This window comes from Mesorhizobium sp. B2-5-4 (assembly GCF_006441095.1).
Taxonomy (GTDB): domain Bacteria; phylum Pseudomonadota; class Alphaproteobacteria; order Rhizobiales; family Rhizobiaceae; genus Mesorhizobium; species Mesorhizobium salmacidum.
In genome coordinates, this window is record NZ_VFUR01000003.1 from 50,040 (window position 1) to 62,922 (window position 12,883).

14 protein-coding genes, 1 tRNA gene and 1 pseudogene are annotated in these 12,883 nt (G+C 63.2%); 8 read left to right on the forward strand and 8 right to left on the reverse strand.

Annotated features, from left to right (window positions below):
* The first annotated feature begins 1 nt into the window (after position 1).
* The 3 genes from cobS to FJ492_RS04815 all read left to right on the forward strand — a co-directional run bounded on the left by cobS (position 2) and on the right by FJ492_RS04815 (position 2,426).
* On the forward strand, positions 2-778 hold the full coding sequence (gene cobS, locus FJ492_RS04805; protein ID WP_140768749.1) for an adenosylcobinamide-GDP ribazoletransferase: 777 nt from the start codon (positions 2-4) through the stop codon (positions 776-778).
* Between the two features lie 39 nt (positions 779-817).
* Complete coding sequence (gene cobT / locus FJ492_RS04810; RefSeq protein ID WP_140768751.1) at positions 818-1,828, forward strand: nicotinate-nucleotide--dimethylbenzimidazole phosphoribosyltransferase; 1,011 nt, start codon at positions 818-820, stop codon at positions 1,826-1,828.
* Between the two features lie 286 nt (positions 1,829-2,114).
* On the forward strand, positions 2,115-2,426 hold the full coding sequence (locus tag FJ492_RS04815) for a hypothetical protein (RefSeq protein ID WP_140502539.1): 312 nt from the start codon (positions 2,115-2,117) through the stop codon (positions 2,424-2,426).
* 110 nt (positions 2,427-2,536) lie between these two features.
* Here FJ492_RS04815 and FJ492_RS04820 read toward each other — a convergent pair.
* Together FJ492_RS04820 and FJ492_RS04825 are read right to left on the reverse strand one after the other, a co-directional pair.
* Positions 2,537-2,612 (reverse strand) — tRNA-Lys (locus FJ492_RS04820).
* Between the two features lie 128 nt (positions 2,613-2,740).
* Positions 2,741-3,649: a PhzF family phenazine biosynthesis protein gene (locus FJ492_RS04825; protein ID WP_140768753.1), complete on the reverse strand. Its 909-nt coding sequence runs from the start codon at positions 3,647-3,649 to the stop codon at positions 2,741-2,743.
* A gap of 101 nt (positions 3,650-3,750) precedes the next feature.
* Between FJ492_RS04825 and FJ492_RS04830 the strand changes: the two genes are divergently transcribed.
* Genes FJ492_RS04830 through FJ492_RS04840 form a run of 3 tightly spaced genes read left to right on the forward strand, consistent with a single transcriptional unit; the run spans position 3,751 to position 6,969 of the window.
* Positions 3,751-5,037: an efflux RND transporter periplasmic adaptor subunit gene (locus FJ492_RS04830; RefSeq protein WP_140768755.1), complete on the forward strand. Its 1,287-nt coding sequence runs from the start codon at positions 3,751-3,753 to the stop codon at positions 5,035-5,037.
* Positions 5,038-5,041: 4 nt separating this feature from the next.
* Positions 5,042-5,749, forward strand: coding sequence for an ABC transporter ATP-binding protein (locus FJ492_RS04835; RefSeq protein ID WP_140768757.1), 708 nt, complete (start codon positions 5,042-5,044; stop codon positions 5,747-5,749).
* Positions 5,750-5,751: 2 nt separating this feature from the next.
* Positions 5,752-6,969 carry an ABC transporter permease gene (locus FJ492_RS04840; protein ID WP_140502533.1) on the forward strand — a complete coding sequence of 406 codons (1,218 nt, stop codon included), beginning with the start codon at positions 5,752-5,754 and terminating at the stop codon, positions 6,967-6,969.
* Between the two features lie 42 nt (positions 6,970-7,011).
* On the opposite strand, the pseudogene FJ492_RS04845 reads toward FJ492_RS04840, so the two are convergent.
* The 4 genes and pseudogenes from FJ492_RS04845 to FJ492_RS04860 form a co-directional block, all read right to left on the reverse strand.
* Positions 7,012-7,212, reverse strand: a pseudogene (locus tag FJ492_RS04845) (PIN domain-containing protein); the annotation flags it as partial.
* Positions 7,209-7,454, reverse strand: a complete 246-nt coding sequence (locus tag FJ492_RS04850) for a plasmid stabilization protein (protein ID WP_140502775.1) — start codon at positions 7,452-7,454, stop codon at positions 7,209-7,211. The pseudogene FJ492_RS04845 and the gene FJ492_RS04850, both read right to left, overlap by 4 nt.
* 55 nt (positions 7,455-7,509) lie before the next feature.
* Positions 7,510-8,226 (reverse strand): hypothetical protein, encoded by a 717-nt coding sequence (locus tag FJ492_RS04855; RefSeq protein WP_140768759.1) that lies wholly within the window; start codon positions 8,224-8,226, stop codon positions 7,510-7,512.
* 50 nt (positions 8,227-8,276) lie between these two features.
* Positions 8,277-9,389 carry an endonuclease/exonuclease/phosphatase family protein gene (locus FJ492_RS04860; protein WP_140747304.1) on the reverse strand — a complete coding sequence of 371 codons (1,113 nt, stop codon included), beginning with the start codon at positions 9,387-9,389 and terminating at the stop codon, positions 8,277-8,279.
* Between the two features lie 189 nt (positions 9,390-9,578).
* Here FJ492_RS04860 and FJ492_RS04865 point away from each other — a divergent pair, with 189 nt between their 5' ends.
* On the forward strand, positions 9,579-10,184 hold the full coding sequence (locus FJ492_RS04865) for a BA14K family protein (protein ID WP_140768761.1): 606 nt from the start codon (positions 9,579-9,581) through the stop codon (positions 10,182-10,184).
* A 102-nt stretch (positions 10,185-10,286) separates the two neighbouring features.
* On the opposite strand, the gene ilvC is transcribed toward FJ492_RS04865, so the two are convergent.
* Both ilvC and FJ492_RS04875 read right to left on the reverse strand, forming a co-directional pair.
* Positions 10,287-11,306, reverse strand: a complete 1,020-nt coding sequence (gene ilvC, locus FJ492_RS04870; protein ID WP_140768763.1) for a ketol-acid reductoisomerase — start codon at positions 11,304-11,306, stop codon at positions 10,287-10,289.
* 24 nt (positions 11,307-11,330) lie between these two features.
* Positions 11,331-11,984 carry a TetR/AcrR family transcriptional regulator gene (locus FJ492_RS04875; protein WP_181166580.1) on the reverse strand — a complete coding sequence of 218 codons (654 nt, stop codon included), beginning with the start codon at positions 11,982-11,984 and terminating at the stop codon, positions 11,331-11,333.
* Positions 11,985-12,362: 378 nt separating this feature from the next.
* Between FJ492_RS04875 and FJ492_RS04880 the strand changes: the two genes are divergently transcribed.
* The gene (locus FJ492_RS04880; RefSeq protein ID WP_140768765.1) at positions 12,363-12,878 is read left to right on the forward strand and encodes a hypothetical protein; all 516 of its coding nucleotides are present in this window, start codon (positions 12,363-12,365) and stop codon (positions 12,876-12,878) included.
* The last annotated feature ends 5 nt before the right edge of the window (positions 12,879-12,883 follow it).

A 12,883-nucleotide genomic window follows, 5' to 3' on the forward strand; every position in this document is an offset into this window, starting at 1 on the left:
CATGAAGCGCCCAAGAATCACCCTGTCGCCTCGGCAAGTCCTCGATGACATCGCTTTTTGCCTGGTCTTCTTCACCCGCCTGCCACTGCCCGTCTTCGATTTTCGTGGCCGCAGCCTCGCCGCCGCGATCTGGGCCGCCCCCATTGCCGGCCTTGTCGTCGGCTTGATCGGCGCGATCGTCTTTGCCACGGCGGAACGTTTTGGCCTTGCCATAGGACCGTCGGCCGCCCTCGCCCTTGTTGCAACCGTGCTCACCACAGGCTGCCTGCATGAGGATGGGCTATCCGACGTCGCCGACGGCTTCGGTGGCGGCAAGTCGCGCGGACGCAAGCTCGAGATCATGCGCGACAGCCGCATCGGCGCCTATGGTGCCACGGCGCTGGCGCTATCGCTGCTGATCCGCTGGAGCACGCTTTCGGAACTCACCGATCCCACGCAAGCCCTCTTCGCTCTGGTGGCGGCGCATGCCGCTTCGCGCGGCATGCTCGGCGCCTTTATGCATCTTTTGCCGCCAGCGCGATCCGACGGCCTCTCGGCAGACGCCGGCACCGTCTCACTCGAAATGGCAATAGCCGGCACCGTGCTTGGCGCGATTCCACTGCTCCTGCTTGGCTCCGGCGGCGCCATCGCCGCGCTCATCCTGCTCGGCCTGCTGTTTGCTGCTTTTCACGCCCTTTGCCTCAACCAGATCAATGGCCAGACCGGCGACACGGTTGGCGCCTTGCAGCAATTGAGCGAGATCGCGGTGCTTCTCGTCGCTTCCGTCGCTCTTTCCTGATCCCCTTTTGCCTGATTCCCTTCCGGAGACCTTGCCCCCATGCCCTTCAAATCCCTCGATGAACTGCGCGCCGCCTGTCTCGACCTGCCCGCCGGCAGCGAGGCGGCCGCCAATGCCGTTGCCAGCCGCCAGGACACGCTGACCAAACCGCAAGGCAGTCTCGGCCGGCTGGAAACGATCGCCGCCTGGCTGGCGCGCTGGCAGGGCCGTGACATGCCGAAGCTCGACCGCGTGAAAGTCTTCGTCTTCGCCGGCAACCACGGCGTCACCGCGCAAGGCGTGTCGGCCTATCCTTCGGAAGTCACCGTGCAAATGGTGGCGAATTTCGCTGGCGGGGGTGCTGCCATCAACCAGCTCGCCCGCATCGCCGGCGCCGAGCTCGACGTCATCCCGCTCGACCTCGATCATCCAACCGGCGATTTCACCCAAGTGCCCGCAATGGATGAGAAACCCTTCCTCGCCGCGGTCTCGGCCGGTTACGAGGCGGTGACGAAAGATCTAGACCTCGTCTGTTTTGGCGAAATGGGCATCGGCAACACCACGCCGGCCGCCGCCATTTCGGCGGCGCTTTTCGGCGGGGGTGCCGAAAAATGGACCGGGCGCGGCACCGGCGTCGACGATGCCGGACTGAAGCGCAAGGTGGTCGCCATCGAAGCCGGCCTGAAGCGCCACGCCGCCGCCCTTGCCGATCCGCTGGGGGTCGCAGCCAGCCTCGGCGGGCGCGAACTCGCCGCCATCTTCGGCGCCACGCTCGCCGCCCGGCATCTGGGCATACCCGTGCTGCTAGACGGCTTCGTCTGCACCGCCGCCGCCGCGCCGCTGGCAAAGCTGCACCCAACCGGCCTTGCTCATACGACCGCCGCACATGTCTCCGCCGAATCGGGCCATCGCGGCCTGCTCGAAGCGCTCGCCCTGCCGCCGCTACTCGATCTCGGCATGCGGCTCGGCGAAGGCTCCGGCGCGTGCCTCGCCGTCAACATCGTGCGCTCGGCGCTGGAGTGCCATGCGAGAATGGCGAGTTTTGCCGAGGCTGGCGTGTCGGAGAAGTAATGCGCGGATCGCCTTGATGTACAAACCCTCATAAATTTTCGGAGGCCCAAAAACAGCGGGTTCGCGATGTCCTTGCTCGGAGTGAGTGAAATTTCGACCGCAAGAAGCGGCCCCGGGCGCCGCTCGGCCTTTCCGCAGGCTCAACGAAGGAGGAATATTAGCAAGAAAGAATATATTAACGACTGTGATGCAGCCTTCCAAGCGGGGACGGGAAACGCCTCCTCATCGGACGTTCCAAACGCGCGCCCTCAAGCGCCGGGACGCTCGACCAATGCGGAGCAAACGCATGAGTGTCGGAGCAGCTCTCGAACTATTGCTGCGGTTGATTCATAGCCGAGCCATGAAGTTGGCGGCGTTGCCGGAGGATGAAAGGGATATACATTACGATCTCATCCGCCGCTCATGTTGCGAAGCCGCCGAGCACATCGGGCAAAACCCCGACAAGGCAGCCATCACGGCAAACGACATGGTTGAGTTTGTTCGCGCACTGGTGGGAATCATCGAAGTGGGCTGTGGATCAGGCCAAGGGCCAAGCACCGATCGGCCGCCGCCAGCGCGACATTTTGGCAGCCGGGAGAATGGCATGACACGCGTCTAGAGCATGATGCGGAAAAGTGTCGGTGCTGGCCCAAAATATTTGGACACGGACCTCCGCCTGCATCCATCGGGGTCCCTCACCTCGTCCAACAAATTGATTTTGTTAGATTTTGGTGGGTGCGCACAGGATTGAACTGTGGACCCGCTGATTAAGAGTCAGCTGCTCTACCAACTGAGCTACGCACCCACTCGGCCGGCAAAAACCGGCGTTGGCGGGCATATAGCCGCCGATACCGGTCCTGTCCAGCCCTGCTGGAATCATTTCCCGACAAATCGCATCAAGCCTTGTCGTGCCGGGAAAGAATGCGGAGGCGATCAGACGAAAAGCTTGCCTTCCGCCACCTTGATCGCGTTGCCGCCAATGCGCGCGGACGCCAGCTTTCCGCCTTGCACGGTCAGTTCGAGGCGAATGCGCGACGGCCGCCCCATCTCCAGTCCCTGCTCGATCCACAATTGCGAAACCCCGTCCGTCGGGCCGTCGAAATGCATGATGGCGCCGGCGAAGGCCGCCGCCGCCGAACCGGTCGCCGGGTCCTCGTAGGACGGCGTGCCGGGCACGATCATGCGCACATGGAACGCGCTTTCGTGATTCACCGTTTCACGGCAATAGACGTACGGGCTGGCGAAGGCCCATTCGCTCTTGCGCGGCGCCAGTTCCGACCACGCCTGGTTGTCCAGCCGGATCCGGCCTGCCGCCTCGAGGTTGGCGACCGGGATGGTCACATAGGGCACGCCCGCCGACCAGAAGGCGACGCGGTGATTCTCGAAGCCGATCTCGTGCGGTGTCAGGCCGAGTGCCGCGCCGATCGCCTCCGGATCGGCGTCGAGCTTCAGCGGCTCCGGCAGCTTGGCGAGGTCGAATTCGGCGAAGGTGGCGCCATCGTGCTTGCTCACGGCGCAACGCACCGGACCAATGTTTTCTTCCAGCACGAAAATGCCGGCGCCGCCCTCACCGGCCAGTTCCGCCAGCGCGATTGCCGAGCCCACCGTCGGGTGGCCGGCGAACGGCATTTCATAATCGGGGGTAAAGATGCGGATGCGGTTTCGGTGCTTGGGATTGTCCGGCGGCAGCACGAAGACTGATTCGGACAGGTTGAACTCGCGCGCGATGGCTTGCATCGCGGCGGTGTCCAGACCTTTGCAATCCAACACCACCGCCAGCGGGTTGCCGGCCAGTCGCTCGGTCGTAAACACATCGTAAAGCAAGTAATTCCGGGTTTGCATTCCTGCCTCAATCCCAACATGGGCGAAATTTAATTTGATATTTGAACCGATAAGCCTGATCTGTGCACAGACAGGGACATTACGCATAATAGGGGTCCGACGTGGACCAGATTGTCAATCTGCCAAAGGCGGAATCGGATTCCGCCATTGAGACGGCGCTAGGGCTCGACCAGATCGGCCGGCGCAGGACGCGCCGCCGCGGCTGGCTCTACGCGCTGCTGGCGCTGATCGTCCTCGTCGCGGCTTTTGCCGGCTACCAATGGTATGCCGGCACGCCGACCAAGATCGACTATACGACAGTGCCGGCCGCCAAGGCCGACCTCACTGTCCAGGTTTCGGCGACTGGCACGCTGCAACCCCTCACCCAGGTCGACATATCAAGCCAGCTCTCCGGCATCATACGCTCGGTCACGGTCAACGAGAACCAGCAGGTGAAGAAGGGCGACGTGCTGGCTGCACTCGACACCGCCAAGCTGCAGGTCCAGATCGAACGGGCCGAAGCGTCCGCAAAAGGGGCGGCTGCCAATGTCGAGGACGCCCGGGTGACGCTCACCGAGAACGAGAGCGCGCGTGTCCGCGCGGCGGCCCTGACCAAGCGCGGCATGGCCACCGACCAGTCGCTCGAGGCCGCGACCGCGACCCGCGATCGCTCCAAGGCTGCACTCGACAGCGCCGAGGCCAATCTCGCCATCGCCAATGCAGACTTGAAATCGCAGCAGACCGATCTCGCCAACAGCACCATCTATGCGCCGATCGACGGCATCGTGTTGACCCGTTCGGTCGACCCCGGCCAGACGGTCGCCTCTTCGCTGCAGGCGCCGGTGCTGTTCATCATCGCCGCGGATTTGAGGAACATGGAGCTGGTGGCGGCGGTCGACGAAGCCGACATCGGCGCGGTCAAATCAGGCCAGCATGCCCGCTTCACCGTCGACGCCTTCCCCGACCGGCCGTTCGATGCCGAGATCCGCGACATTTCCTATGCCTCGGTCACGACGGATGGGGTCGTCACCTACAGTGCGCGGCTCGAGGTCGACAACAGCGAACTTCTGCTGCGCCCGGGCATGACCGCCACCGTTTCGGTCGTTACCCGGCAGGCCAAGGATGTGCTCACCGTGCCGGCCAGCGCCTTCCGCTACCGACCGGCGCAGCAGGCCCCGCGTGGCTGGAGTCTCGGCGACCTGTTCACCGGCCGCATGGGCCGCCCCGACCGCCAACGCCAGGCGGCGAAAGCCCCCACGGATGGTTCTCGTACGCTCTATGTGCTGGAGAACGGCCGGCCGCATCCGGTCAACGTCAAGATCGGCTCCACCGATGGCGAACTGACAGAGATCACCTCCGGCCTGGAGGAAGGAGCGCAGATCATCACCGCCTCGCAGTCGCGGAGCTGAGGCTATGGCCGCGGGCGCGCCCCTCATCATCTTCGACACGGTCTGGAAGAGCTACGGCCAAGGCGGAGCCAAGGTGCATGCGCTGGCCGGCGTCGACCTTGCCATTCGGCGCGGCGAATTCGTCGCCATCATGGGTCCGTCGGGCTCCGGCAAGTCAACGGCAATGAACATCATCGGTTGCCTCGACACGCCGACGGCCGGAACCTACTCCTTCATGGGCGTCGATGCCGGCCGGCTCGACCGCAACCGCCGCGCCATGTTGCGCAACCTTTATGTCGGCTTCGTCTTCCAGGGCTACAATCTCTTGGCCCGCACCACCGCGGCGGAGAACGTCGAACTGCCGCTGATCTATCGCGGCGTCGCCGCCCGCGAGCGCCGCGACCTTGCCATGCAGGCGCTGGCTGAGGTCGGCCTTGTCGGCCGCGAGCATCACACGCCGGCCGAGCTCTCCGGCGGCCAGCAGCAGCGCGTGGCGATCGCACGCGCCATCGTCACCAGGCCGACGCTGCTCGTCGCCGACGAGCCGACCGGCAATCTCGACACGGCTCGCACCCACGAAATCATGGAACTGCTGACGCGGCTGAACAAGGAGCTTGGCCTGACCGTCGCCATGGTCACGCACGAGGCCGATGTCGCCGAATATGCCGAGCGCACCATCCGCTTCCTCGACGGCTATGTCGTCTCCGACACAAGGAACATGGAGACGGCATAACCATGATCTGGGAAACCATCCGCCTCTCGCTGCGCTCGATCCGCCGCAACGTGCTGCGTTCGTTCCTGACCTTGCTGGGCATCGTCATCGGGGTCGCCGCCGTCATTGCCATGCTGACCATCGGCTCCGGCACCACGCAAAAGGTCAAGGCAGACATCTCCAAACTCGGCAGCAATCTGCTGGTCGTCCGGGCCGGGCGCCCGGCCGGTCCCGGAGGTCCGGGCGGGCTCGATCAAGCGGTGCGGCCGCTGGCGGAAAAGGACCTGGCGGCGCTGGTTGCGCATCTCTCCGGCGCGCGCGCCATCTCGCCGGCATCGCAGAAGCAGGTCCGCGTCATCTTCGGCACCGAAAGCCTGACCTCAGGCGTCACCGGCACCGACAGCGCCTATCTCGACGCGCGCGACTGGAAACTGGTGTCCGGCCGCCCGTTCAGCGATTCCGAAACCCGTTCGGGCACCGGCGTGTGCCTGATCGGCGAGACGGTGCGCCAGCAATTCTTCGGCACCGGCGATCCCGAGGGTGAGATCATCCGCGTCAACCGCACCTCCTGCAAGATCGTCGGCCTTCTCGAGCCGAAGGGCTATACCGGCTTCGGCCAGGACCAGGACAATGTCGTGCTGATGCCGCTCGCCGCCTATCAGCGCCGCATCGCCGGCAACCGCGATATCGACAACATCTACATCGCCGCCGACGACCGCACGCCGACCACCGAATTGCAGCCGCGCGTCGAGGATATTTTGCGCGATGCGCGCCGTATAACCCCGGACCGCGAAAGCGATTTCGCCATCCGCGACATGACCCAGATCGCCGACGCCATGGCCAGCGCAACCACGACGATGACCGGCATGCTGGGCGCGGTCGCCGGCGTCAGCCTGCTGGTCGGCGGCATCGGCATCATGAACATCATGCTGGTGTCGGTCACCGAGCGAACCCGCGAGATCGGCATCAGGCTCGCCATCGGCGCGCATGAAAAGCACATCCTCATCCAGTTCCTGGTCGAGGCGACGGTGCTGTCGCTGCTCGGCGGCATCATCGGCATCCTGATTGGCCTGGCGCTGGCCGGCCTCGCCTCGATGACCTTGACCATACCCTTCGCGCCGAGCCCGGCGGTCATCCTGCTCGCCGTCGGCTTCTCGGCGCTGATCGGCATGGTGTTCGGCTTCTTCCCGGCCCTGCGCGGCGCCAGGCTCGACCCGATCGACGCGCTAAGGCATGAGTAACGAGCAAGCTGCAAAGGCGCCCGGCACTCCGCGCCGGTTTTACACATCCTGCTCGAGACGATCATGCAGGATCGTGCGGCGCTTGCCGGCAGGCATCGCCGCGATACCGAAACGTAGCTCAGCCACGGTGACGGCCGATAGATGCAGGGTTTCGACGGTCTGCGCGTCGATCCATGCTGTGACACGGGGATCGGGTGGAGGTTTCCACGGTTCAGAAATTACATTGGTGTCGATGAGGATCATTCGAACCGCACCGGCTCGCCCGGTGTTTTGTCGCGAAGCTGTTGCAAGGTATCGACATCCTCTTGAGACAATCCGGCCTCGCGGCCGATGGCGGCGAGCAGGGAGCCGAGTTTGACCCGATTGGTCGGCCGCACAGCCGTTTCCAGGATTTCACGCATTTCGGCTTCGGTGCTGCGGCCGTGGTGCGCTGCCCGTACCTTCAAGGCGCGGAGCGCGCAACAGCCCGTGTACGGTTTTATCATCTGCAAGAAGCCACTCGGACCATCGCGTCTGCGATCATGACATCGGCACGAAACTTTAATTTCCGTTCGCGAAATGCCATTCGATCAGGGGCTTCATGTGCGGCGACAGACCGTCCGGCAGGTCGTCGGCATGGCGGATGATCACCGGCCCCTCGATCTCCGGATCGGCTTCGGTGGCGACGAAGGCCGCGATTCGGCGCGCGAGATCATCGGCAGGCTCGTCGACGTGATAGCGGCGGAAGATGACGGTGCCGCTTGCCGTCGACAGCGCGTGCCAGCGCACCCCGCGCCTGGCATCCGACAGGTCGAGGCCGGTCTCCTCGCGCACCTCGCGGATCATGTTGAAATCGACATCGACCAGCCCATCGCGGAAATCGGTCGGCTCGAACGAACCGGCGGCGAAATAGACCCGGCCGGCATTGACGGTTCGCGGCCCCATGCGAATCGCCACCAGCGCATTGTCGCCGGCCACCAGCACGGCATGGGCATAGGCGTGTTCGGCGCCGGAATTCTCGCGCCGCTTCCGCCACAGCATGAAGGTCGAGTAGTTGACCGCATGGCAGAGGCCAATGAGACTGCGGTCGCGATAGGCAAGTTCCGAAAGCAGAACCACGGTGCCGTCGAAGAGCGCCGGATTGGTCTCGATCTCGCTCTGCCAGTTCTCGGCGATCGCCCCGGCATTATCCACCGCGAAGGGATGCGGGCCGGCATCGAGGCGCACATCGATGGCGTCGACCGGCAGGATGACATTGCGTGGAAGATCAAAGCTCATGTCGGCTCAGGCCCCATCCTGCCCATCAGGCCCCGGGCCCATACTCCCCATCATGCCATGTCCAGCGTGATCGCCACCGGGCAGTGGTCCGAAGCCTTGGGCCGATCCCAGCCGGCGCGCGGGAAGCGCTCGACTTCCTGGCCCGCGGGAAAGATCGTGCGCCAGGGCTGACCGTTGCGGATGATGTCGGGAACCGCGGTGGCGTTCTTCGCCGCCAGTCCCCTGGAAAGCAGGATATAGTCGAGCTGGCACAGATGCCGCTCTTCGGGTCCGCGTGTGTGATAGAAGGTCCAGCGGTTCATTTCCGGCCGCCGCTCCACCACGTTTTCGCAGAAGCCGCCCGCTGTCAGCACGTTGATGCAGGACAGGTTCTCGTCAACCACCTCGAAACGGTAGCCGTCCACCTCATCGCCGGCGATCTTCACCCGCTGGCGGTAATCGTTCATGTCGCCGCAGATCGCCCAGCGCTTGTCGGCGGCATGATCCACACCGAAACGCTCCTCGATGATGCGCCGCACGGCCTGCGCTTCCGCGACGCGCACCGGCATTGTCGCTTCGCGTCCGTCGAGCCCGTTGCGGGGCGAGCCCATCGATTTGAAGTGCACGAGATAAAGCGTCATCGGTGCGCCGCCCACCTTGATGTCGACCTCCAGGCAGTCGCGCCGGAAGATGCGTTCATTGGACTGGTTGCCGAGGGCCGCCAGCTCCGGCGTATGCAACCCGAACTGCTCGTAGGTGACATAAGCGTGGCTGGTCATACGAACGAATTCGATCGGCTGTCCCTGCGCGGTTTCGTTGCGCATCATCACGGCGACATCGATGCCGCGCGAATCATTGCCCGACGTGGTGTATTTCTGGCGGTAACCCTGCCCCACCATCTTGAACAGATAGCCGTACTCGAACGCCTTCAGCGCTTCGATGTTGTCGACCTCCTGCATGCAGATGATGTCGGCGCGGGTGGCGGCGATGGCCAGTGCCGTCAGCTGGCGCGTGTCGTCGGATTGCGCGATGGCGCGCGCCTGCTCCAGTATCTTGTATTCGGCCTCGCTCTGGATATCGAACATCGCCAGCGTGCGATCCTCGTTGAGCTGGTTGCGATAGCCGGAAAAATCGAACCTGTTCATCAGGTTCTCGACATTGAAGGTGGCAAGGCGCAGCGACATGCCCTGACCTTTGCCTGCAAGAGCGGCGGAAAACAAGATCGCGGGACCACAAGCAGGGATGCTTTGGCCCTGGTGGCCTTCGCCCTATGGTTGACGGAACCTTTCCGTTCATCCGCCGTTCAGACGCAAAGGCCCACAGTAGGCTCATTCCCAGGGTAGGCGTGGGGCCTGTATCTCTTGGAGAGTGCAATGAATTCGCTCTTTTCTTCCACTGTCAAATCCGGGCTGATTGCGCTCGGTATTGTCTCCGGTATCACGGCGCCATCCGCCGCCGGTCCGATCCTGCAGCCCGATGTATCGATCCCGGCCAGCACCGCGCCAACGGTCACCCCGGTCCGCGAAGACTGGGCCGGCGGCAACAACAATGGCGGCGATTGGAGATGGCGCCGGAACTGGAACGGCGGCCACTGGAATGGTGGTGGCAACTGGAGCGGCCGCCACTGGAATGGCGGAGGCAACTGGAGCGGCCGCCACTGGAATGGTGGCGGTAACTGGAGTCGCGGCGATGACTGGCGCTGGCGCCATGGCCGCCGCCATTATCACGGCGGCTACTACGATGATGGCGCCGCCGCAATCCTCGGTCTTGGTCTGGGGCTCGGCCTTGGCAGCATGTACAACAACTATAACAACTACGATTACTATACGCCGGCGCCGCGCCGCTACTACCGCGCCGGCCGGCTTTCGAGCGCCCATGTCCGGTGGTGCTACAACCGCTACCGTTCATATCGCGCCTACGACAACACGTTCCAGCCCTATAACGGCCCGCGCCAGCAGTGCTGGTCGCCCTATAGCTGAGCTGGCTGCGGCTGATGTGGAGAAAATGAAAACGGCGCCACCTGGCGCCGTTTTTGGTTTTGATCGTTCGAAGTTAGAGGGCTTCGAGCCTGTCGATTTCGCTCAGTTCTTGGCCTTGTCGACCAGCTTGTTCTTGGAAATCCACGGCATCATCGCGCGCAGCTTGGCGCCGACTTCCTCGATCTGATGGCTGTCATTGTTGCGGCGGATGCCCTTGAAGCGCGACATGCCGGCGCGGTATTCCTGCATCCATTCCGAGGTGAATTTTCCCGTCTGGATGTCCTTTAGCACGCGCTTCATCTCGGCCTTGGTTTCGGCGGTGATGATGCGCGGGCCCGAGACATATTCGCCCCATTCGGCGGTGTTCGAGATCGAGTAGTTCATGTTGGCGATGCCTCCTTCATAGATCAGGTCGACGATCAGCTTCACCTCGTGAAGGCACTCGAAATAGGCCATTTCCGGTGCATAGCCGGCTTCCACCAGCGTCTCGAAGCCGGCGCGGATCAGTTCGACCAGGCCGCCGCACAACACGACCTGCTCGCCGAACAGGTCGGTCTCGCATTCCTCGCGGAAATTGGTCTCGATGATGCCCGAACGGCCGCCGCCGATGCCACAGGCATAGGAGAGAGCGAGGTCGAGCGCGTTGCCCGAGGCGTCCTGGTTGACGGCGACCAGGCACGGCACGCCGCCGCCCTTCTGGTATTCGCCGCGCACCGTGTGTCCCGGGCCCTTCGGCGCGATCATGACGACGTCGACGGTCGACTTTGGCTCGATGAGGCCGAAATGCACGTTGAGGCCGTGCGCGAAGGCGATCGCGGCGCCGTCGCGGATGTTCGGCGCGATCTCGTTCTTGTAGATGTCGGCCTGCAATTCGTCGGGGGTCGCCATCATCATCAGGTCGGCCCATTTGGCGGCATCGGCGACGCTCATTACCTTGAGCCCGTCGGCCTCGACCTTCTTGGCGGTCGCCGAGCCGGCCTTGAGGCCGATGGCGATCTCCTTGGCGCCGGAATCCTTGAGGTTGAGCGCATGCGCCCTGCCCTGGCTGCCATAGCCGATGATGGCGACCTTCTTGCCCTTGATCAGGTTGAGATCGGCATCACGATCGTAATAGACACGCATTTTACTTCCTTCCCGTTTTGAAGATCAAAGGCCTTGAGGCCCGGTTTTTGCTCCGAAAAGAGCGAGAAACTGTTGCGTCGCGCGCGCGGCATCGCCGCCGATCGCCGCCTCAGTCAATTCCAGCCGGTCACCGAGCAGCAGACGGATCTGCACATCCCGGCCAACCAGCCCGAAAAAGGTACGGAATGCCGTCTCGGCATCCGCAAATTCAAGGAGCCCCGCCTGCCGGCCGGCTTCCAGCACCGGCTTCAGCCGCTTGGCCAGTGCAAAGCGCCCATTCTCCAGCACGACGGCGCCGAGGTTGTCCTTACCCGACCCCGCATGACCAACCGCCACCCTATTGAGCGCGATCGAGGTATCGCTGGAGATCACCTTCAACCAGTCGGAGGCAAAGCGCTCCAGGCTCGCCGTGAGCGAGGCAAGGTCAAGCCCCTTGCCGTCGACCGAAGCCACCCGCACTTTCGAGGCCTGCCACTGCACGGTCGCCGTCAAGAGCCCGTCGCGATGGCCGAACCATTTGTAGAGTGTTTCCTTCGAGCAGCTCGCGCGACGCGCCACGGCGGTCATGGTCAGATGATCGCCCTCCTCGACCAGCAACCGCAGCGCTGCGTCCAGGACGGCCTGCTGCCGCTCCGTCAGTGCCTCGCTGTTGTCGATGTCGGGCACGCTGTGCAACACGCTCTTCCCTCGGCACGACAAAGCTGGGCGTGAATTCGACCTGCCGTACCGTACGTTACGGTTCGGAATTTCTATGACGTATTGTGTCGGCGTATGCAAGCCCTTTCGCCGCAGCGAGCTCCCCGGGACGTTCGGTGCGGCGATCTACCGTAGAAGGGATCGAAACCTACAAAGCCATGCCTTATTGTAAATCTGGCGGTAATGCGGGAAAGTAATTCTTGACCAAGCGCCACGTGAATTTCCGAACGAGCGATGCAGACTGTAACGCCATCCGACGCTGACCAATTCATAATCATTCCAGGCGAGCCCACTTTCCGGAAATCCGTGGTCCCGCCAGCAGTGGTCCAGCTTCCGGTTACGGCATATGTGAACAGACGAATGACCATCGTCGTCGGCGCTGTCTGGACATTCGTTGCGCTCATAATGGCCATTGCCGCGTTGACGTTGTTTCTCGGCACTCCCCAGATCCACCGAACGTTATTTGAAGACATGGCGTTAACGCTGTTTGGACTTTTCGCCCTTGGGCTGGTCCCGCTTGCATCGGCTGCCGCGCTTTTTTCCTTCCAGGACGCCCGATCGAATGAACCAGTTTTGACTATCGACAAACAGGGGCTGATCGACCATCGCTCTGGCTTGTCGGTCAGGTGGATGGATGTCGTGAGCGCGAGGCCAATCCATAACTGGGGCGTCACACTGCAAATGCGCGACCGCTCCCTTTTGCCCAGATCCTCGCGGCTCGGATATCCGCTTCTGATCTGGCGCAAACCTTGCGAGGTCCATGTTCAGTCTAAATTCCTGAGCACACCGGAGTACGAAATCGTCAATTCAGTATTTGGACTCGTCTGTCTAGGCGGAGGTCGGGTTTTGCCTAGCCGACTGTTCCGGCTACTCTGATTTCG

Coding starts and splice junctions, on each gene's coding strand:
- ilvC (WP_140768763.1), bottom strand. CDS start 11,306: ATGCGTGTCTATTACGATCGTGATGCCGATCTCAACCTGATCAAGGGC.
- FJ492_RS04860 (WP_140747304.1), bottom strand. CDS start 9,389: ATGTCGCTGCGCCTTGCCACCTTCAATGTCGAGAACCTGATGAACAGG.
- FJ492_RS04835 (WP_140768757.1), top strand. CDS start 5,042: ATGGCCGCGGGCGCGCCCCTCATCATCTTCGACACGGTCTGGAAGAGC.
- cobS (WP_140768749.1), top strand. CDS start 2: ATGAAGCGCCCAAGAATCACCCTGTCGCCTCGGCAAGTCCTCGATGAC.
- FJ492_RS04840 (WP_140502533.1), top strand. CDS start 5,752: ATGATCTGGGAAACCATCCGCCTCTCGCTGCGCTCGATCCGCCGCAAC.
- FJ492_RS04855 (WP_140768759.1), bottom strand. CDS start 8,226: ATGAGCTTTGATCTTCCACGCAATGTCATCCTGCCGGTCGACGCCATC.
- FJ492_RS04815 (WP_140502539.1), top strand. CDS start 2,115: ATGAGTGTCGGAGCAGCTCTCGAACTATTGCTGCGGTTGATTCATAGC.
- FJ492_RS04865 (WP_140768761.1), top strand. CDS start 9,579: ATGAATTCGCTCTTTTCTTCCACTGTCAAATCCGGGCTGATTGCGCTC.
- FJ492_RS04825 (WP_140768753.1), bottom strand. CDS start 3,649: ATGCAAACCCGGAATTACTTGCTTTACGATGTGTTTACGACCGAGCGA.
- FJ492_RS04850 (WP_140502775.1), bottom strand. CDS start 7,454: ATGATAAAACCGTACACGGGCTGTTGCGCGCTCCGCGCCTTGAAGGTA.
- FJ492_RS04880 (WP_140768765.1), top strand. CDS start 12,363: ATGACCATCGTCGTCGGCGCTGTCTGGACATTCGTTGCGCTCATAATG.
- cobT (WP_140768751.1), top strand. CDS start 818: ATGCCCTTCAAATCCCTCGATGAACTGCGCGCCGCCTGTCTCGACCTG.